General features: G+C 56.4%; 19 protein-coding genes. 1 reads left to right on the top strand and 18 read right to left on the bottom strand.

The window, feature by feature from the left end; all coding sequences use genetic code 11:
* Nucleotides 1-25 precede the first annotated feature (25 nt).
* From lpxC to mraZ, 17 genes are all read right to left on the bottom strand, one after another.
* Complete coding sequence (gene lpxC, locus JOD69_RS01340) at nt 26-940, bottom strand: UDP-3-O-acyl-N-acetylglucosamine deacetylase (protein WP_077728476.1); 915 nt, start codon at nt 938-940, stop codon at nt 26-28.
* 132 nt (nt 941-1,072) lie between these two features.
* Nucleotides 1,073-2,218 (bottom strand): cell division protein FtsZ, encoded by a 1,146-nt coding sequence (gene ftsZ / locus JOD69_RS01335; RefSeq protein ID WP_077728477.1) that lies wholly within the window; start codon nt 2,216-2,218, stop codon nt 1,073-1,075.
* Nucleotides 2,219-2,267: 49 nt separating this feature from the next.
* Complete coding sequence (gene ftsA, locus JOD69_RS01330; RefSeq protein ID WP_077728478.1) at nt 2,268-3,503, bottom strand: cell division protein FtsA; 1,236 nt, start codon at nt 3,501-3,503, stop codon at nt 2,268-2,270.
* Nucleotides 3,504-3,531: 28 nt separating this feature from the next.
* On the bottom strand, nt 3,532-4,314 hold the full coding sequence (locus JOD69_RS01325; RefSeq protein ID WP_086135155.1) for a cell division protein FtsQ/DivIB: 783 nt from the start codon (nt 4,312-4,314) through the stop codon (nt 3,532-3,534).
* Complete coding sequence (locus tag JOD69_RS01320) at nt 4,301-5,257, bottom strand: D-alanine--D-alanine ligase (RefSeq protein ID WP_077728480.1); 957 nt, start codon at nt 5,255-5,257, stop codon at nt 4,301-4,303. Before JOD69_RS01320 ends, JOD69_RS01325 begins: the two co-directional genes overlap by 14 nt.
* Nucleotides 5,258-6,130 (bottom strand): UDP-N-acetylmuramate dehydrogenase, encoded by an 873-nt coding sequence (gene murB / locus JOD69_RS01315; protein ID WP_077728481.1) that lies wholly within the window; start codon nt 6,128-6,130, stop codon nt 5,258-5,260. It lies immediately after the preceding gene.
* A 56-nt stretch (nt 6,131-6,186) separates the two neighbouring features.
* Nucleotides 6,187-7,644 carry a UDP-N-acetylmuramate--L-alanine ligase gene (murC, locus tag JOD69_RS01310; protein WP_086135154.1) on the bottom strand — a complete coding sequence of 486 codons (1,458 nt, stop codon included), beginning with the start codon at nt 7,642-7,644 and terminating at the stop codon, nt 6,187-6,189.
* A complete protein-coding gene (gene murG / locus JOD69_RS01305) occupies nt 7,619-8,695 on the bottom strand; it encodes an undecaprenyldiphospho-muramoylpentapeptide beta-N-acetylglucosaminyltransferase (protein WP_086135153.1) in 1,077 nt (358 codons plus the stop codon). Before murG ends, murC begins: the two co-directional genes overlap by 26 nt.
* A complete protein-coding gene (gene ftsW / locus JOD69_RS01300) occupies nt 8,680-9,879 on the bottom strand; it encodes a putative lipid II flippase FtsW (protein ID WP_077728484.1) in 1,200 nt (399 codons plus the stop codon). The genes murG and ftsW overlap by 16 nt, the downstream gene beginning before the upstream one ends.
* Nucleotides 9,876-11,261, bottom strand: coding sequence for a UDP-N-acetylmuramoyl-L-alanine--D-glutamate ligase (gene murD / locus JOD69_RS01295; protein ID WP_210023770.1), 1,386 nt, complete (start codon nt 11,259-11,261; stop codon nt 9,876-9,878). The genes ftsW and murD overlap by 4 nt, the downstream gene beginning before the upstream one ends.
* 3 nt (nt 11,262-11,264) lie before the next feature.
* Nucleotides 11,265-12,347 carry a phospho-N-acetylmuramoyl-pentapeptide-transferase gene (gene mraY / locus JOD69_RS01290; protein ID WP_077728486.1) on the bottom strand — a complete coding sequence of 361 codons (1,083 nt, stop codon included), beginning with the start codon at nt 12,345-12,347 and terminating at the stop codon, nt 11,265-11,267.
* Nucleotides 12,338-13,711 carry a UDP-N-acetylmuramoyl-tripeptide--D-alanyl-D-alanine ligase gene (murF, locus tag JOD69_RS01285; RefSeq protein ID WP_077728487.1) on the bottom strand — a complete coding sequence of 458 codons (1,374 nt, stop codon included), beginning with the start codon at nt 13,709-13,711 and terminating at the stop codon, nt 12,338-12,340. Before murF ends, mraY begins: the two co-directional genes overlap by 10 nt.
* Nucleotides 13,708-15,222, bottom strand: coding sequence for a UDP-N-acetylmuramoyl-L-alanyl-D-glutamate--2,6-diaminopimelate ligase (locus JOD69_RS01280; RefSeq protein WP_086135151.1), 1,515 nt, complete (start codon nt 15,220-15,222; stop codon nt 13,708-13,710). Before JOD69_RS01280 ends, murF begins: the two co-directional genes overlap by 4 nt.
* Entirely contained in the window at nt 15,219-16,952 is a 1,734-nt protein-coding gene (locus JOD69_RS01275; protein ID WP_077728489.1) for a penicillin-binding transpeptidase domain-containing protein, read from the bottom strand. Before JOD69_RS01275 ends, JOD69_RS01280 begins: the two co-directional genes overlap by 4 nt.
* Before the next feature lie 15 nt (nt 16,953-16,967).
* The gene (gene ftsL, locus JOD69_RS01270) at nt 16,968-17,225 is read right to left on the bottom strand and encodes a cell division protein FtsL (RefSeq protein ID WP_077728490.1); all 258 of its coding nucleotides are present in this window, start codon (nt 17,223-17,225) and stop codon (nt 16,968-16,970) included.
* Complete coding sequence (gene rsmH / locus JOD69_RS01265) at nt 17,222-18,163, bottom strand: 16S rRNA (cytosine(1402)-N(4))-methyltransferase RsmH (RefSeq protein ID WP_077728491.1); 942 nt, start codon at nt 18,161-18,163, stop codon at nt 17,222-17,224. Before rsmH ends, ftsL begins: the two co-directional genes overlap by 4 nt.
* Nucleotides 18,160-18,618, bottom strand: a complete 459-nt coding sequence (mraZ, locus tag JOD69_RS01260; protein WP_077728492.1) for a division/cell wall cluster transcriptional repressor MraZ — start codon at nt 18,616-18,618, stop codon at nt 18,160-18,162. The genes rsmH and mraZ overlap by 4 nt, the downstream gene beginning before the upstream one ends.
* Nucleotides 18,619-19,058: 440 nt before the next feature.
* On the opposite strand from mraZ, the gene JOD69_RS01255 reads away from it, so the two are divergent.
* Nucleotides 19,059-19,355 carry a hypothetical protein gene (locus JOD69_RS01255; RefSeq protein WP_133717623.1) on the top strand — a complete coding sequence of 99 codons (297 nt, stop codon included), beginning with the start codon at nt 19,059-19,061 and terminating at the stop codon, nt 19,353-19,355.
* 1,055 nt (nt 19,356-20,410) lie between these two features.
* Here the strand turns inward: JOD69_RS01255 and JOD69_RS01245 are convergent.
* Nucleotides 20,411-20,668, bottom strand: coding sequence for a DUF2892 domain-containing protein (locus tag JOD69_RS01245; RefSeq protein WP_077728494.1), 258 nt, complete (start codon nt 20,666-20,668; stop codon nt 20,411-20,413).
* Between the last annotated feature and the right edge of the window lies 1 nt (nt 20,669).

The raw sequence follows: 20,669 nt of genomic DNA, 5'->3' as shown, positions 1-20,669 counted from the left end.
CTGACCAGTCCAGAGAGAAAAGGAATCAGCCAGCGGCCTGCGCCGCCCTCATGAAATAAATCGGCAGAACGTCGTCTTCCATGTAAGTCACCGATTCCCAGGCATCCCTTTGCTTGAGCAGCTCCATCAGCAGTCGATTGTTCAAACCATGGCCGGATTTATGGCCGGTAAACGAACCGATCAGACTGTGTCCGAGGAGATAAAGGTCCCCGATCGCATCCAGAATCTTGTGTTTTACGAACTCGTCGGCGTAACGCAACCCATCTTCGTTCAAGACGCGGTAGTTATCCACCACTATCGCATTATCCATGCTGCCTCCCAGGGCCAGCCTGCGTTTGCGCAAGGCTTCGATATCGCGCATAAAGCCAAAGGTCCTCGCTCGACTCACTTCCTTAACAAAAGATGTCGATGAAAAATCGATGCTGGCCGTTTGCACATCCTTGCGAAAAGCCGGATGTTCGAAATCGATCGTAAAGGTAACTTTAAAGCCGTCATAAGGCTCAAAACTAGCCCACTTATCACCGTCTTCAACCCTAAGTTTGCGCTTTATCCGAATAAAACGCTTCGGTGCGTTTTGCTCCTCCACGCCCGCCGACTGAATGAGAAACACGAATGGGCCGGCGCTGCCGTCCATAATGGGTACCTCCGGCGCGCTCACATCGACATAGGCATTGTCGATTCCGAGCCCGGCGAACGCCGATAGGAGATGCTCGACGGTGGAAATCTTCACGTCCCCCTTGACGAGGGTTGTCGATAGGGTGGTTTCGCCGACATTTTCCGGCCTTGCCTCGATGATGACGGGTTCAGGCAAGTCCACGCGCCGGAATACAATACCCGCGTTAGGAGCAGCCGGACGGAGGGTCAGATAGACCTTCTCTCCGGTGTGCAACCCGACTCCGGTACCTCTAATAACGTTCTTTAGTGTTCTTTGCCTGATCATTCGACTCACCTATCTTGTCTGACTATCCCCAAAAATCCCTCATATAGCCCTGCACAGTTTAAACCGCCCAAGCATACGAACTACGCAGGGCTCAGACCAGTGGGGGCGGACCGAAGCGTCCTCGCTACTTTCTCAATCGGCCTGACGGCGCAAGAACGCCGGAATATCTAAGTAATCGAGATCCATATCCTTCTTCGCTTCCGCCCGAACATCATGCTTGGGCTGCTTGCGAATTACAGTCGGACGCTGCAATTGATCATAATCGATCTCACCCGTGTGCTTATGCACCAACTTGATCGTCGCTTCGTTCGCCTGCCGCTGGTTGTTTAGTCCCGTCGCCACCACCGTAACGCGCACTTCATCGTCCAGCTCCGGATCGATGGCCGTACCAATCACGACGACCGCGTCATCCGAAGCGAAGTCTCTTATGGCGTCGCCCACCTCGCTGAACTCGCCGATCGAGAGAGTTTGGCAGGCCGTAACGTTGACCAGAACGCCACGCGCGCCCTGAAGATTGATGTCTTCGAGCAAGGGACTGGCGATGGCTTTTTCGGCTGCCTGGCGGGCACGGTGCTCGCCGGTACCCACACCGGTACCCATCATCGCCATGCCCATCTCGGACATTACCGTACGCACATCGGCGAAGTCCACGTTGATGAGCCCCGGCCGGGTAATGAGATCGGCGATGCCCTGCACCGCGCCGAGCAGGACATCGTTCGCGGCAGCGAAGGCATTGATCAAGCTGACGTCTTTGCCCAATACCGGCAACAGCTTCTCGTTCGGAATCGTAATCAGCGAATCGACGAATTGACCGAGCTCCTCGATGCCTCTTTCCGCCACGCTACGCCGTTTCTTGCCTTCGAACGGAAACGGTTTGGTGACCACGGCAACCGTAAGAATACCCGCTTCCTTGGCAATCTCGGCAATCACCGGAGCCGCTCCAGTCCCGGTTCCGCCGCCCATGCCGGCGGTAATAAACACCATGTCCGCACCTTCCAGAACTTCCATGATGCGATCGCGATCATCCAAGGCGGCCTGTCGGCCGATTTCCGGATTCGCTCCCGCTCCAAGCCCCTTGGTCAGTGCATTTCCCAGCTGAATGACCGACTTGGCCCGAATGTTCTTCAAAGCTTGCGCATCGGTATTGGCGCATATGAATTCAACGCCCTCGACATGGCTGTTGACCATGTGGTTGAGAGCATTTCCACCACCGCCCCCGACGCCAATTACCTTGATAACCGCGTTTTGGCTATAAGAATCCACTAGTTCGAATTGCATTGTTTCCACCCCGTCTTAACTGCATTTCCACTCCGGGGAATTTTCGATCCTAAAAATTACCCGTGAACCAACTCTTCATCCTTGCCCACAACCCTTTAAAGCCCGTTCCCAAGGGCATATACCTCCCCGCCAGCGTCTGGTGCTGCTTGCCGAATAGAAGCAGTCCGACGCCCGTCGCGTAAATCGGATTTCGAACCACATCGGTCAGACCGGTGACATACTGCGGCAAACCCAGGCGTACCGGCATGTGGAAAATTTCTTCCGCCAGCTCCACCAATCCCTCGACCTTGGCGCTGCCGCCACTCAGCACGATTCCGGCCGCGATCAAGTCCTCGAAACCGCTCCGACGCAGCTCTTGCTGCACCAGCAACAGCAGCTCCTCGTAGCGAGGCTCGACGATTTCAGCCAAATTCAAGCGGGAAATCTGGCGCGCCGGCCTGTCGCCGATACTGGGCACCTCGATGGTGTCCTCCAGCTTGGCCAATTGGGTTAACGCACAAGCGTGTTTGATCTTGATTTCTTCGGCGAACTGGGTCGGCGTCCTAAGCGCCACCGCGATGTCGTTGGTTACCTGATCTCCGGCAATAGGAATGACGGCCGTATGGCGAATGGCTCCGTCGGTGAATACGGCCACATCGGTGGTTCCTCCACCGATGTCTACTAAGCATACGCCGAGATCCTTCTCATCTTCGGTCAGCACCGCCGTGCAAGACGCAAGCTGTTCCAGGATGATGTCCTCGACGTCCAGGCCGCAGCGACGAATACATTTGATGATGTTCTGCGCCGCACTGACCGCGCCGGTTACGATATGCACCCGTGCTTCGAGACGGATTCCCGACATGCCGACCGGTTCCTTGATACCTTCCTGCCTATCGATCACGAACTCCTGCGGCAGGATGTGAAGGATTTTCTGATCCGCCGGGATGGCAACCGCGCGCGCCGAATCGATTACGCGATCCACGTCGCTCTGGGTTACTTCCTTCTCCTTGATGGCGACGATGCCGTGCGAATTCATGCTGCTGATATGGCTGCCCGCGATGCCCGCATAGACCGACTGAATCCGGCATCCCGCCATCAATTCGGCTTCCTCGACGGCACGCTGGATCGATTGAACCGTGGTCTCCAGGTTGACCACCACACCCTTTTTCAGGCCGCGGGACGGATGGGTACCGATACCGACCACCTCGATTTCACCGTCCTCGTTTATCTCACCGACGATGCAAGCCACCTTGGAGGTACCGATATCCAAGCCAACGATGAGATTCCGATCTGATTTTCTAGCCATTGCAATGAATCTTTGTTTTTAATTCACGTCAGGTATATATCCTGCTCCGAATTCGGCCGCGCGCGATGCAAACGGGTTGGGCCAGAGAAACAAGATCCGCTTGGGATTGCGGTCTGAAAATCACTGCAAACCCGTTCGGATAGCGCAAGTCCACTTTCTGGAGCGCCGCAATTCGCGCTTCGCCCAAGCGCGGCAATAACGTCAGCAAACGTTCCAGCGCAAGAGCCGGATCTTGTTTTCCGAACTCGATTTCCACGCCACTGGCCAGACGAGCGCTCCACGCCCGCCGCCCCGTGAGCTTCAAGGAATCGATTCGCATACCTTTCTGCTTTAACTTCCCGTTCAATAGATAAAGCATGCTCAAAAGCTGCTTTTCCTGTCCCGGTGGGCCGTCGAGGATCGGCAACTTCACATAGGACTGGACGTTTCCGGGCGAAAACCGCCCCCCGCGATCGTTGATCAGCCCACCGTCGCTGGTGCGGGCAACCGGTTTTTGCTCAACGACTTTCAGCAGCAAGGTATCGGGCCAGAGCCGAGCAACCTGAACGCTGTCTAACCAAGGAAATGATTTGGCGGCTTCTTCAATGCCATGCGTATCCACTAGAAAATATCCGACCTGGGTCAACGGCAGCAAAGTCCTCGTGAACTCTGCCGCATCGAGATTCCGAATCTCCCCCTCCACGCGCACATAACGTATGGGCATGAAACCCTTGATCTGCCCGAGATCGACACTCATGGCAGCCAGACCGCAGAGAGCCACGACCCCAAAAAAGAACAATGCCCTGACGGGCACCGCTTTAGGCCTCGGCATCGCCCTCTCCGCGACGCGGGAAGCTCGTTTCCAATATTCGCCACGTCAAGTCCTCGAACGATAAGCCCGCCACTTTCGCCGCCATCGGAACCAAGCTGTGGTCGGTCATGCCGGGAACCGTGTTGACCTCGATCAACCACGGCTGGTTATCTTGATCGACCAAAAGATCCACCCGAGCCCAGCCGGTCACGCCGAGCGTATCGCAAGCTTGTAGAGCCAATTTCTGGAGAGCGGCCTCCTCTTCACGGGGAAGTCCGGCCGGACAGTGATAACGAGTGGTCTCGGCGCGATATTTGGCATCGAAATCGTAAAAAGAATGGGGCGTTTCCAAGCGAATCAACGGCAACGGCTCGCCGTCGAGCACGCCGGCTGTATATTCCCGACCGACAATCCAAGCCTCCGCAAAAACCGCGCAATTATAGTGTGAAGCGCGTTCCCATGCTTCCATTAATTCGATTTTATTTTCGGCCCGCCCCATTCCGATGCTGGAACCCTCTTGAGCGGGTTTCACGATGACCGGGAATCCCAGCAGATCGGCGCACCGGTCTACGTCCTCCGGCCCTTGAAGTTTCATCCAGCGCGGCGTCGGCAATCCCGCTCCGAGCCAGCACAGCTTGGTCCTGAGCTTGTCCATGCTCAAGGCCGACGGCAGGACACCGCTTCCGGTGTAGGGCAGTCCCAAGGCTTCCAGAGCCCCTTGAAGAACGCCGTCTTCGCCACCCCTTCCATGGATCACGTTGAACACGCGGTCAAAATGTTGTTCGAGCAGCGGCTGTATCGGATTTCTCGTTACATCTATGCCGACCGCATCGATGTTATTTTTCAACAAGGCCGCCAAAACCGCCTGACCGCTCTTCAAAGAAATTTCGCGCTCCGCGGCGGCACCGCCCATCAACACGGCAACACGTCCAAATTCAGCCGATTTCAGGATTCGCTTGCTCATTCAATCTCTCCTCGTCGATTTTTCGCCCACGATCCGAACTTCGGGAATCAAGTGCTGCCCGAATGTCTGCTCAACGGTCGTCTGGACGAACCCTATCAGAGCCTCGATATCGGCCGCCCTGGCCGCACCCGTGTTAATGATGAAATTGGCGTGTTTTTCGGAAACGCATGCATCGCCCATGCGATACCCCTTGAGCCCGCAGGCTTCGATAAGGCGCGCAGCATGATCGCCCACCGGGTTCCGGAACACCGAGCCGCAATTCGGCAGATTGATGGGCTGCGATGCGCTTCGTTTAGCCAGCAACGCCCGGATTCGTTCGCGGCTGGCAACCGCATCACCAGACTGAAGCCGGAGCTCACAAGCCAAAAACCATTCGTTCTCTGGACCCTTCACGCTGCGGTAGCCAACGAGAAAGTCGCCCCCGCTGCGGTCCCGCAACGTACCGGAACGGTCGACCGTCACCACCCGCGCCACCAGGGGCCATGTCTCGCCGCCGAATGCCCCGGCATTCATTGCAAGGGCGCCGCCCATGGTGCCCGGAATTCCCGCCAGGAATTCGGCGCCGGTCAGTTCCTGTTCCGAACAAAATCTGGCCACGTGAGCGCAAGGCACGCCCACCTCGGCATAAATGCGTCCGGAACCTGAACGCCGGAGTACTCTCAAACGATTTCGGGTACAGATAACCGTACCTCTGATTCCGCCGTCCCGAACCAGCAGATTACTGCCCAGGCCCAGCCAGAAAACCGGTTCATTGGGAGGCAGCGAACGCAAAAACAGAACCAAATCGTCCGCGTCGGCCGGCAAGTAAAAGCGATCGGCCGGTCCACCGACGCGCCAGGAGGTGTGGTTCGCCAGTGGCTCGTTATAGCGCATCTCGCCCCTTAAACCGAGCGAACTGACCGCGCTTATCCCATCTTCGCAGACCGCAGTCACTGGATTGCTCCGACCGGCATGTCGGTCAAGCACAACGGCAATTCGACAGCAACTTGCCCGATGCTTCCGGCCCCGAGCGTCAAAACGACATCGCCCGGCTCGACTATGCCCGGAAGGATTTCAGCCAGGTCGTTTACCTTTTCGACGAAAACCGGATCGATCTGGCCTCGCACCCGGATCGCCCTCGATAATGCCCGCCCGTCCGCGCCGATTACCGGCGCTTCGCCGGCGGCATAGACATCGAGTAGCACCAGAACGTCGGTTTTGGACAGAACCTGCACAAAATCCTCGAACAGATCGCGCGTCCGCGTATAGCGATGCGGCTGAAACACCAATACCAGCCGCCGGTCCGGCCAGGCTTGGCGCGCCGAGTCGAGGGTCGCCGCAATCTCTCGCGGGTGATGCCCGTAGTCGTCGACGAAAGTGACGAAGGAGCCGCCGAAAGGTACCTCGGCATTGATCTGAAAACGCCGTCCAATACCCCGAAATCCCAGCAAAGCACGCTGTATGATCTCGTCGGAAATACCCAATTCTCCAGCGATGGCAATTACTGATAATGAATTCAATATGTTATGCCGCCCCGGGAGATTTAGGCTCACGTCGAGCGGTTCATCGCACCCCGACCTAAGCACCGAAAAATGCGAACGCAATCCGTCTTGACGGATATTCACGGCCCGGATGTCGGCTTCCGGACTGAAACCGTAGGTTTTCATCGGCTTACTGATTTCCGGCAGAATATCCCTGACGCCCGGATCGTCCAGACACAGCACGGCCAGACCGTAGAACGGCACATGATGCAAGAATTCGACGAAGGCCCTCTTCAGTCTGCTGAAATCACCGCTATAGGTCTCCATGTGGTCCCGGTCGATATTGGTGACCACGGCAATCATGGGCTGCAAATATAAGAAAGAGGCATCGCTCTCGTCCGCCTCGGCGACAAGATAGGAGCCTTTGCCGAGCTGAGCGTTGGTGCCTACGCTGTTGAGGCGCCCTCCGATAACGAATGTAGGATCGAGTCCGGCTTCGGCAAGTACGCTGGATGTCAGGCTGGTCGTCGTGGTCTTGCCGTGGGTGCCGGCTACGGCGATGCCGTAGCGGAACCGCATCAGTTCGGCGAGCATCTCCGCCCGCGAAATGACCGGAATTTTCTGGGAACGTGCAGCATCGACTTCCACGTTGGATCGATTGACGGCACTGGATACGACCACGACCTCGGATTCCGCGATATGCACGGGCGCATGACCGAAGAATATTTTCGCGCCGAGTTCAGCCAAGCGCCGTGTATTGGCATTTTCATTAAGATCCGAGCCCGAGACCTGATACCCGAGATTTAGAAGAACCTCGGCAATGCCGCACATGCCGGTGCCGCCGATCCCGACGAAGTGAATCCGACGGATGCGGTTCATGCCGTATTGTCCCGCGATTTGCTCAGGCAGCTTCACGGTCGACCTCATTCAGGCAGATTTCGGCTACCACCTGGGCCGCATCCGGCTTCGCCAAGGCCGATGCGCGCTCCGCCATGGCCTTCAGTCGGGCCGGTTCCTGCATCAGGGCGGTGATTTCTTCGGCAAGACGCTCCGCGGACAGCTCGGCCTGAGGAATCAGCACGGCCGCTCCATTATCGACGAGGTACCGGGCATTGTGAGTCTGATGATCGTCTATGGCGTATGGATACGGAACCAAGATCGACGGCAACCCCGCCGCGGTCAGCTCACTGATCGTCATCGCTCCCGAACGGCAAACCACCAAATCTGCCCAGGCGTAAGCCTCGGCCATGTCCTCGACAAATGCTTCGATCCGCGCCGACAGTCTCAATTGTGCGTACCGGACCGCTGTTTTTGCCCGCATCGCCTCTCCGGTCTGATGAAAAACGCGAATCGGCATCTCAACCCTCGCGAGGGCCTCCGGCACGATCTCGTTCAAAGCCCTGGCGCCTTGGCTACCTCCGAGAACCAAAATCTTAAGGGGCTCGTCCCATCCGGCCCCGATTTCTCGTTTAAGAAAAACAATTTCTTGCCGTACCGGATTTCCGGTACAGAGCGCTCCCAACTTGGGTGCGAAACTATCGGGAAAAGCTTCCAATACCGCTTGCGCCCTCCGGGCGAGCCAGCGATTGGTAGTTCCTGGAATGCGGTTTTGCTCATGAAGCACCAAGGGGATACCCAGCAGACGCGCCATAAGCCCCCCCGGCCCCGAGACGAATCCCCCCATCCCGAGAACCACGCTCGGCTTGACGCGACGCAAAATGAACAATGCCTGCAAGCAAGCTTTCGTCAGCATGAACGGAAAACTCAACTTGGCTAACCAGCCCTTGCCGCGCAAACCTGACACCGACAACCATTCCACGGGGATACCGGCCGCCGGCACAACTCGAGCCTCCAACCCGGACCGAGTCCCCATCCAGACTACCTCGTGCCCCCGCGCCAAAAGCTCCCGCGCGACCGCCAAGGCCGGATACACATGACCGCCGGTACCGCCGGCCATGATCATCAGACGTGCGCCCATTTGGCCCTAACCCTGGGCGCCGCGGCATAAGCCTCGAGGGCTTCGCTCCGAACCCGAAATAAAAGTCCTAATGCCGCACACATAACCATCATGCTTCCGCCGCCGTAACTCATCAGCGGCAAGGTCAGTCCTTTCGTGGGCAACATGCCCATATTCACTCCCATATTGATAAACGATTGAAGTCCAAACCAAATACCGATGCCGTAAGCAACGAACGCACCAAAGCGGTTCTCAGCCCGGTCGGCCAGCTGACCTATTACGAGCGCACGCCAAACAATCAGCATAAACAGCGAGATAACAGCGGTGGTACCGACCAATCCCAACTCTTCGCCAATGATGGAAAAGAGAAAGTCGGTATGCGCCTCCGGCAAATAAAACAGCTTTTGCACGCTCGAACCCAAACCCACCCCGGTCCACTCGCCGCGACCGAACGCGATCAGGGCCTGGGTAAGCTGAAAACCGGTATCGAGCGGATGTTCCCAGGGATTGGTAAAACTGAGTACGCGCTTCAAACGGTATTCAGCGCTGTAAATCAGCCCAACCCCGGCAAATGTCATTAGGCCGAGCAGTACGCCGAACTGCCATAATCTCGCACCACCCAGAAACAACATGCCCAGTGCCGTCGCCATGACTACCGCAGTCGCACCGAAGTCGGGCTCCATGAGCAGCAGTAATGCACCTATGGATAGCAGCGCCAGAGGCCGGATCATTCCTTGAACCGAGTCGCGCACCGTGCGGAGATGACGGTGGATATAGCTTGCCGTATAAATGACGGCGATGAGCTTGAATACCTCGGAAACCTGAACCCGTATGCCGAATAAGTTGATCCAGCGCGAACTCCCGTTCACGACCTTGCCGACGCCGGGCATCAAAACCACGACCAGTAGAACGAGCCCAAACAGGAACAAGCTCAACGACGATTTCTGCCATGACTCTAACTTGACCGAGGCGACGGCGCAACCGGCGCAAAGACCGAGAGCGATGTGGACTAGCTGGTGTCGGGGGAAATAAAAGCTGTCCTCGGCGAGTTTCTCCCCGAGGTGCAGAGAGGCCGAGGCAACCATTACGAAACCGAGGAGCAGAAGCCCTAAGGACGCAACCAATAAGACAGTGTCCAAATAAAAGCGCCGGTCCCCCCAATGCAGCACCAACCCGCGCCCGCGGACTGTCACTTTCGCCCTCATGGCGAAAGCCCCATGACTTCTTCCGTGAACACCCGTCCCCTTTCCTGATAGTCCTTGTATTGATCGAGGCTGGCACATGCCGGAGCCAGCAGAACCGAATCGCCACGCTGCGCCAAGGACCGTGCAGCCCGGACCGCCTGACGCATATTTTCGACGCGGACCGTGGGAACGACATCTCTCAACGCCGTTTCCAACAACGGGGCGTCTTTGCCCATCAGCACCGCCGCCCGCACCTTTTCGGCGACTACGGGTCTGAGTACGGAGAATTCTGCATCCTTACCATCCCCCCCCGCAATCAGTATTGCCTTGGAATGCAACCCGGCCAAGGCCGCCATGCACGCACCGACGTTGGTGGCTTTGGAGTCGTTAATCCACGTGACGCCGTCGATTTCCGCCACCGTTTGCATGCGATGCGCCAGCCCCTCAAACTTTTCGAGCGCATTGATCATGGCCGCTTGCGACAAGCCGATCGCTTCTCCCAGCGCGACGGCCGCCAGGGCGTTGGATACATTATGGCGTCCTTGAATACCGATTTTCTCAGTCCGGATCAGCGACTCGCCGTGACTTGTCAGCCACTCCGCTCCGTCGGCGACCGAAATGCCGTAATCGACACCCGACTCTCGCAAGCCGAACCACACACAGCGTCGATCCGGTTCCACCATCGCCGCAACCATAGGATCGTCGCGATTCAGCACCATTACGCCCTGCCCGCGAAAAATTCGTCGCTTGGCATCGGCATAAGCCTGGATGTCCGGATAGCGATCCATATGATCGGGGCTGATGTTGAGAACGGTCGCTGCGTCCGGCCTTAAAAGCGAGGAACGCTCCAACTGAAAGCTCGACAGCTCTAGAACGTAAAGCTCCGCTCGGTCGTCCAGAAGCTCCAGCATCGGTGTACCGAGATTCCCCCCCACTCGCACATTCCTGCCGTCGGCTTCCGCCATCAGGCCGACTAGTGTCGTTACGGTACTTTTGCCGTTCGCTCCCGTGATCGCCAGAATGGGCGCTTTCGCCATGCATGCGAAAAGATCGAGATCGCCGAATACCGGTATCTTCCGCCGTTGAGCCTCCTTGATTTTCGGCTGGTCCAACGGCACGCCCGGGCTGACGATCAAATGGGTAGCGGCCGAGAATGCCGCACTGTGAAGGCCGCCCAGAAAGACTCCGGCGTCGGGGCAAGTCTCGCGCAATTCTGCCAGACACGGGGGCCATTCCCGAGTATCGGTCACCGCAAATTCGATACCTTGGCCTGCCAGAAAACGCGCTACCGAAAGACCGGTCTTGCCCAACCCGAAAATCAGAACACGCGCGGAGCGGCGGTCCAATCCGAGTTTGTCCAATGGATTTACGGCATCAAGATAAACCTCTGCGTTTGCCGCCATCTTTCACCTCAACTTCAAGGTCGCGAGTCCAATCAAGACCAGAATCACGGTGATGATCCAAAAGCGTACGATCACGCGCGGTTCCGGCCATCCCTTTAACTCGAAATGATGATGAATAGGTGCCATGCGAAAAATACGGCGACCGGTGAGCTTGAATGAAATGACCTGAAGCATCACCGATAAGGTCTCCATGACGAACACGCCGCCCATGATCATCAGCACGATCTCTTGCCGGACCAAAACAGCGAGTGTTCCGAGAGCGGCGCCCAGCGCCAGGGCACCAACATCGCCCATGAAGACCTGAGCCGGATAAGCGTTGAACCAAAGAAATCCGAGCCCGGCCCCCACCAAGGCGCCGCAAAATACCACCAACTCGCCCGCCTTGGGTATAAACGGAATGCCTAGGTATTCGGCAAAGTTCACGTTGCCCGAGACGTAGGCAAAGATGCCGAGAGCACCGCCCACGAGCACCGTCGGCATGATGGCGAGACCGTCGAGGCCATCGGTCAGGTTCACCGCATTACTCGAACCTACGATCACGAAATAGGCCAGAATTGGATAGGCGAAACCCAAGTTCAGCACAACCTGCTTGAAGAACGGCACAATGAACTGAGTCTCGGTCGAGACCGTGGCAGTGCCATAAAGAAACACCGCTGCCGCCATACCGACCACGGACTGCCAAAAGTACTTGTGTCGTGCGGCCAAGCCGTCGCTATTGCGCAGTACCAGCTTTTTGTAATCGTCGACGAAACCCACCAGGCCGAATGCCAGCGTGACCAGCAAAATGACCCACACATAGCGATTGCTGAGATCGGCCCAAAGCAGGGTGCTGATCGCTATCGACACCAGAATGAGCGCCCCGCCCATGGTCGGGGTTCCGGCTTTGGAAAAATGGCTCTGCGGCCCGTCGCTCCGGATACTCTGTCCGACTTTATATTTACTGAGGTGTCGGATCATCACCGGTCCGACAATGAATGAAATGATCAGGGCGGTTAACACGCCCAAAATGGCTCGTAACGTCAGATACTGAAAGACGCGAAAAACGTCGAAGTACTTTTGGAGAGCCTCTGCCAGTATCAGCAGCATAGATCGCTCCGCTCCCGCAATGCCTCTACTACCCGCTCCATATGTTGACTGCGTGAACCTTTAATCAATAACACAACGTTCTCGTTAATCTGCTGTCGTATTTGTTCAATCAACTGGTCCTGCTCTTGGCAATACAGAGCACCTTCGCCGAAAGACTCCGCCGCCCGGTCCGCATTCGGGCCCACGGCAAATAACCGAGCCACGCCCATCGCTTTCGCTTGGCGGCCGATCTCGGCGTGCAACTCCGCGCTCGCCTCACCCAGTTCGCCGAATGCGCCCAAGGCAACCCAGTGCTCGCCCGAAAGCTGCCGTAGCACATTTAGAGCGGCCCGAAAGGAATTGGGATTGGCGTTGTAGGCATCGTTAATCAACAAGGATCCTCGAATGCCGTTTGCCGGCTCGACGCGCCCCGGCACCGGAACAACGCGGGAAAGCCCTGTCCGTATCTGTTCGATATCGAAACCCAGTGCGTAAGCCACCGCTGCCGCCGCTAGCGCATTCGTCACGTTATGATTTCCAGCCAAGGACAAAGCCAGAGGATAACGGCCTCCTTGATATAGAAGATCGAAGGACGAGCGGAACTTACCGTCGCTTATGCCCGTTCGTATGGAATCCGCATCGGCGCGTACCACAGCATCGGGGCCGAAGCCGAAACTGATGACCTCCCGGGAGCCGGCCATTTCGCGCCAGCGTCCGAAAAAACGATCGTCCGCATTGAGCACGGCGGTACCGTCCGGCCCGAGTGAAGCAATCAATTCTCCTTTTGCTGACGCCACGCCCTCGAGCGAGCCGAAACCTTCCAGATGCGCCGCTCCGGCATTGGAAATTACGGCGACGTCCGGTTTCGCCAATCCGGCGACGTAAGCAATCTCGCCCGGATGATTCGCACCCATTTCTATTGCTGCAAAACGGTATTCGTCCGCCAGCCGCAACAACATCAAAGGAACACCGATATCATTATTGAGGTTGCCCTGCGTCTTGAGCACCGGTGCGGCAACTCCCAGGATGGCCGCAATCATCTCTTTGACGGTCGTTTTTCCGTTGCTGCCGGTGATGCCGACTAAACGACCGGTCCAACGATCGCGGCAAGCCGCCGAAAACTGTCCGAGCGCTATTCGTCCGTCTTCGACCCTCACTTGTGGCAATTCGCAATCGGTCCAGCGCTCGACCACTGCTCCACAGGCACCCGCCGATTTCGCTTGGGCGACGAACTCGTTGCCGTCGAACCGGGCTCCGCGAATAGCCAGATAGAGATCACCGGGCTTCAAAGAGCGGGTATCGATACTTAGATTCTCGAATGCCACATCGTCGCCATGCCGCTCACCGCCGACAATCGTGCTGAATTCGGAAAGACGCATCTTCATCTCGGCAACTCCAGTGCGGAAAGGATTTCCATTACCACTTCGCGATCACTGAAAGGATATTTCTGGCCTTGAATTTCTTGGGTGTCTTCGTGTCCTTTTCCAGCTACCAGAACGATGTCGCCGACAGCCGCCCGTTCGAGTGCCCAGGCGATGGCTTCACGGCGATCGCGGATCGTGACGGTATTACCGAGACGACAACCGGACCGAATATCCCGGATGATCTGGTCACCATTCTCGGAGCGGGGATTGTCATCGGTCAATACGACGCCGTCGGCCAGATCTTCTGCGACGGCACCCATCAGCGGCCGCTTGCCGCGGTCGCGGTCGCCGCCACACCCGAAAACCACCCACAACTTTCCTTCGCAATGCCGACGCAAGCTCCTCAAAACACTGGCAAGGGCATCGGGGGTATGGGCGTAATCCACGACAGCGGTCCGCCCTCGCTCGGAAAATCGTTCCATGCGTCCGGGCACGGGGCGAACATTCTTGAGCAGTTCCGCTGCTTCGGGCAATTCGCAATCCAAACCAAGCAAAACGGCCAAGGAAGCAGCCAGATTTTCCACGTTGAAATCGCCGTAGACCGGTGCGAACACATCGGCAAGCTGCTGACGATACCGTGCCTGAAAAGCGATTCCTTGCGAATCTTGATGTACGACGCTTACGGAGACCACGGCTCCAGATTCGATTTTTCGCTCGCGCGAACTAAAAGCGACCAATTTTAGATGAGATGGTGCCCGGCTCAAAATGGCGTCGGCGATCGGATCATCGGCGTTGAAAACCGCGAATTCGAGCCCCGGCCAAGCCAGAAGACGTAACTTTGCTTCCAGATAGGCATCCATCGTACCGTGGTAATCCAGATGATCACGGCTGAAATTCGTGTATAGCGCCCCCTTGAAACGGACGCCGTTGAGTCGACCCTGAACCTGGCCGTGGGACGAGGCTTCCATGGCTATGAACTTGACGTCTTGGCCGTGCAGGCGAGCCAAAAGATCGTGAACTTCGATGGCGTCCGGCGTGGTGTGGTGAGTAATCTCGAGTGAGCCGGGCACCCCCCAGCCCAGAGTTCCGATTACGGCAGCCGGCGCTTTAGCCGAAAGTGCATCGGCGAGGAAGTGGCTACACGAGGTTTTGCCGTTGGTGCCGGTAATGCCGACAATGTCCAAGAACGCGGACGGCTCGCCGAAAAAACGATCCGCGATAAAGCCGATTTTTTGGTCGAGCGACTCGACCGGCATGCAGGGCATTCCGGCAATACCCCTTGCCAAAACATCGCCGTCATCCGCGGGATCATAAATGATGGCCGAACAACCTTGCCGAATCGCCTGTTCGGCATGGTGCATGCCATGCGAACGGTGTCCCGCCAGCGCCACGAAAAGATCGCCTGGACGAGTGCGCCGACTGTCATGACTGAGTCCGCCGACCTCAACCGAACGCGAAACGGGAGCATCGACAAAGCCGGACAATAAGGCATCCAGCCTGTGCGCCCGAATCTGTGTTTCGACGGTCGTCATGCGGGCTCATCCTGCTGCGCGGCGAGGATTGGCATGATATCTCCCTGATCCGGGGCGATGTTCAACAATCGCAAAGCCCCCTCCATGACACGCGAGAAAACAGGCGCGGCCACCGCTCCGCCGTAATACTCGCCTGCTGACGGCTCATCGATCATGACCACCATGACTAGGCGTGGCTTGCTTGCGGGCGCCATTCCCGCGAAAACCGACAAATAACGCGAAGATGAGTAGCCGCCCACCCCGCTTTTCTTGACCGTCCCGGTCTTGCCGGCCACGCGAAAGCCTGGAATGGCAGCCTTCAGCGCGGTCCCTTCACGGGTCACGACTTGCTCCAGCATTGCGCGCACGCCGCCAGCGGTCTGGGCCGACATGATCCGATGCAATTCGGGTGAGTTGTTTCGCTTGACCAGACTTACCATGGGCATCACCCCGTCATTGGCCAAGGACAGGTAAGCTCTCGCGAGCTGTAACGTCGAGGCGGATACGCCATAACCAAAGGACAAGGTCGCCTGTTCGAACGGACTCCAGCCTTGATAGTCCGCAAGGCGACCATTGGCCTCACCGGGAAAACCGGTCTCCAAAGGTTGGCCGAAACCTAGATTGTTATAGAACGCCCAGAACTTTTTCGAAGGCAAGTTGAGCGCGATCTTCGTGACGCCCACGTTGCTCGACTTTTGAAGGACATGCGCAACATCGAGAACGCCATAGTTGTGGATATCCTTGACGATGTTGTGTCCCACGCGCATCGTACCCGGCGCCGTATCGATCACGGTATCGGGGCGGTACAGTCCGAGCTCCAGGCCCAAGGCCACAACAAACGGTTTCATCGTCGAACCCGGCTCGTAAATATCGGTGATCGCCCGGTTGCGCGACGCACTGCCCTTGACCTGAGTACGGCTGTTGGGGTTGTAGGAAGGCTGATTGACGATCGCCAACACTTCACCCGTCTGAGTATCCAGCAACGCCAAAGAGCCGGAGCGCGCTTGATGCTGAAGTACGGCTTTCTTGAGTTCTCGATACGCTAAATATTGCAGGCGCTGATCGATGCTCAGAGCAAGATCCTTGCCGGGTACCGGCGGCCTGATGCTTTCCAAGTCTTCGATGACGCGCCGCTTGCCGTCACGGATTATCCGCTTGGCGCCCTCCACGCCCTTCAGCCAATCGTCGTAGGCCAATTCCATCGCCTCTTGGCCCTTGTCATCGATATTGGTAAAGCCGACCAGGTGAGCAGCCACTTCTCCGGTGGGATAGTACCGACGATATTCGCGCTCCGAATAAACACCCGCGATGCCCAGCGCAATCACCTGGTCGGCCAATTCTGGGCTTATCCTTCGCTTCAGATAAGCGAAACTGCGATGCTCGTCGCTTCCGACGTGTTTCTCGAGCGCGCCGGACGATAGGCCTAGAAGATCCGCCAAGGCTTTGCGCTTGTCCGCCGGAATCTGTGCCTCGCGGAACTCCTTCGGATTGACCCAGATGGATTTGACCGGCGTGCTAATGGCCAGCAACTCTCCGTTACGATCAAAAATCCGCCCCCGGTGCGCCGGCACCGGTAATATCCCGACGTGACGCAGATCGCCTTGACGTTTTAAGAATTGTCGATCCAACACCTGTAGGTAAACGGCGCGTCCGATCAAACCCGTCATGGCGACCAGCATAACGATCAACAGAAAATACCAGCGACCGCTGTAGTCTGCCTCATTTACCGGCCTGGGTTGGATAATCAACATATTTCGGCGCGACGTCTAAGGTTTGATATAAATGATTGATTCTCTAGCAGGCAACATCATGCCCAAGCGGCCGTGCGCCAGCCTCTCGATACGGCTATGCTCGGCCCACGTATTTTGCTCGAGCTGCAACTGTCCCCATTCCTCGTCATAGGCGTCCAGCTCCTGCTCGAGCTGCTGAACCTCGGCGAACAACATCCTCGAGCGATACTTGGTGTACACAACACCCAAGGCAGAGGCCACGGCCACCACAAGCAACATCAGCAGAAATCTCATGATTGGATGCGCTCCGCCACGCGCAGGACCGCACTTCGAGCACGCGGATTGCTTCGAACTTCCTCCGGCTCCGGCATGCGAGCTTTACCGATGCGCTTGAGCCTTCCAGGCTCGGTAGGGTGCAAGGAAAAATGCGAGAGCACCGCCCCTCCGCGCTCCTCATCACGCATAAATCGCTTCACGATCCGGTCCTCCAATGAATGAAAAGCTATGACCACCAACCGCCCGCCGGGCTTTAGTACATCCATGGCTTGCCGCAGTCCCTGCTCAAGCTCCTCCAGCTCTCTGTTTATGAAGATGCGGATCGCCTGGAAACTCCGCGTCGCCGGATGTTTGCCTCTTTCTCGCGTGGGAACGGCCTTTTCGATGAGCTCGACCAATTCACCCGTGGATACGATCGGGCTTTTCGAGCGCCTCTCGATGATCGCCCCGGCGATGCGCCGGGCATAACGCTCCTCGCCGTAATCCCGAAGCACGCTGACCAGCTCGCTCTCGGACGCACCCGCGAGCCATTCGGCCGCCGTCATGCCTCGGCCGGTATCCATGCGCATATCCAAAGTACCGTCGCGCATAAAACTGAATCCCCGGCCCGCCTCATCCAACTGAGGCGAAGACACGCCTAAATCCATCAACACTCCGGCGACATGACTTGACCATCCGCGGAGCTGTACAAATTCGCGCAGACTCGCAAAACTGCCGTATTCGAGGGCAAACCGCGGATCCGTCATAAGCCGCTGGGCCTCTTCGGAGGCTACGGCTTCGGGATCTTTGTCCAAAGCCAGCAGTCTTCCTTCCGGCCCCAAGCTCTCGAGGATTGCTCCACTATGTCCGCCACGCCCGAACGTGCAGTCGACATACAAGCCGTCAGCCTTCAGTGCCAAACCATCCAGCACCTCACGCAGCATGACCGGCCGGTGCGCCCGATCTTCCTGACTCACAGCGCCAAAGATCCCAACTCGGGCGACAAGTCCTCCAGGCTCTCCAGGCGCTCCTCTTCGATCCACTCGTCACGAGAGGCATTCCAGGAATCCTCGTCCCAAATCTCGAATTTATTACCTTGACCGATCAGCGCCACACGCTTTTCCAATCCGGCGAACTTCCTCAAAGGCTCGGGAACCAGGAACCGTCCCTGGCCATCCATCTCACACTCGGTGGCATGGCCGATCAACAGGCGCTGCAAACGCTTTGCCTGTTTATTTAGAGAAGGAAGCTTCACCAGCTTGCGCTCAATCTCTTCAAACTCGGGAAGCGGGTAGAGCATGAGGCATTTGTCCAGACCGACCGTAACCACCAATTGGCCGTCACAATTCTCATGCAACTCCGCTCGATAACGCGTAGGCATGGCCAGACGACCTTTTTCGTCGAGATTGATGGAGTTAACGCCTCGAAACAAGAAATCCCCCTACTTCCATTGGGCTCCATTTTTTTCCACTTATTACCACCTGAATGGAATATAGAAATCATCTGCAACCAAGTCAAGCAAGATCCTTGAATATTTTTTCGGGGCAATGGCATAGTCGAAACCAACCTCGACGAAGGCGCCTCGACTGGAAGGTTCTTTTTAATAATCAACAATTTGTTACATACACCGAGAGAGCCTTCGGTGCTCGATGAACTCGACGAGAAACCGTGAATCAGCGGATTGTCAGTTTTCACTGCGCGAGCGCGGCAAAAACGGGCTTGATCGGCGATCCAACCCGAAGGTCGATATTGCTCGAAACCCGTCACGCCAAACTCGTTGATCGGTTGGGATACGCGCCATGAAGGGAATAGAGTTCTGTCGTGGATAGAGGCAATGCCTCTATCCATCGAAAAATTTGCAGATGAAGTTGAATGAAATCGGCGTCGCTGGCGGCGACTAGATCAGACAATGACGAAAAAGATCATTCCGGAGTGGAGAAGCTTTTCCGAGGAATAGGCCTAACGACCACCATCCCCCGGAAAATTACAAAAATCGATCATGCACGAATCGGAAAACATCGCCCCAGGGCTGCAAAAGCCCCGGAGAAAGCAAACTCATTTCGTCGCCTTCTTCATAAATCCGATGCTCCCCTCTTTATTAACGTTTGCGTAGTTGTTGATACAGAAACCAATCGAAAAGGCTACGGAAGCCACAAGCAAGCCAGTTAACAGAAGCTCAACCCAAGTCATCACAATCATTTAAACCTCCCGCAGGTATCAACCGACTAATGATCGCCAGCGGTTCCATCATATTACGCCACTTTACGTTTACAATAATCAAAATTATATAAATATTGATTCCTCACAAGAAACTATAATGATCGATAGATGCAAACGTTGACCAAGCTTCTTTATATTAAGAATCGCTTGCCCCTGAACGACAACGCGGCACACGCGAAACGACACCGAAGGCTAATTTCCGGCGAGCAGAGGAAATGGATTGATAGCTCTACCCCCTGGAAGATAGAGGCCATAGTGAAGGTGGCTCGGCGTAGTGCGAGCGTTACCCGTATTCCCTACGTAACCCAAAAGATCGCCTGGCCATACGATATCCCCTACCCGGATCGGTGCCACACGTTCGAAATGAGCGTAATAGTGAACCTGACGGCCGGGCCCCAACACCGAGACGACATTCCCGCCTAATCGATTCTGTCCGACTCTCATAACAATCCCGTGCGTAGTCGAATGGACAGAGGTTCCTTTGGGAGCGAAGATGTCAATCCCCTCATGCGTTCGGCCGCCGCTTCTTATCGCTCCCCATGTATCTTGCAGATTTCGTGGTTTAACACCGGCGACGGGAACCGGCAGAGTGGTCGGAGGGTTTTCAAACAGAAGCCGGACAACAAAGACGGAATCTCGCACTATAGATCCCGGAAGGAGACTCAGAACCCCAAATAGAAAAAAAACAGCGATAAAGCCTTTAAGGATACGCAACATGCAACCCCAATAAATTCATCGTTCGTCATTAAATCTCCACGTAAAATTCTTACGTGAAGTTCAGCTCGAAACTTAGACTGATTACGATGAATTCTTTCCCGAATTGTCTATCGTTGGAGACGGGAGGAGACGGACTCGGCAGCGGACTCAAGCGCCGGCGAGTTACCGAACATGACTATTCAAAGACAACTTGGCGCTGCGCGCGACAAGGCAGAAGGCGAGTATTTCGGCGCTTCCCTGCGCCGTGTAGCACTGGGACCGACGAGGTCCAGTCGATGAAAGCCGGTTTAATGATCCGTCTGAGAACTGGTGGAACTAGCTTGCTCTTCAGTCGGATCTACCGTGTTCTTACCGAGCCCGGAATAGACGGGGCACCAGCGAAGACGAGCAGAAGCCAATAGAATACCGCCTACGATCAACAGCGGGATATTGGCCAGAAATACCGAGACTAGCGCCAGTGCGGCGCCGACACCGTAACGGATTTTCTGGTCTTTAAGCCCGACGTTGAGCTCGCGTTTAGTCATTTTTTTTATATCGAAACTCATC

Source organism: Methylocaldum sp. RMAD-M, assembly GCF_017832375.1.
GTDB lineage: Bacteria > Pseudomonadota > Gammaproteobacteria > Methylococcales > Methylococcaceae > Methylocaldum.
This window is presented reverse-complemented; position numbering and strand designations above follow the sequence as displayed.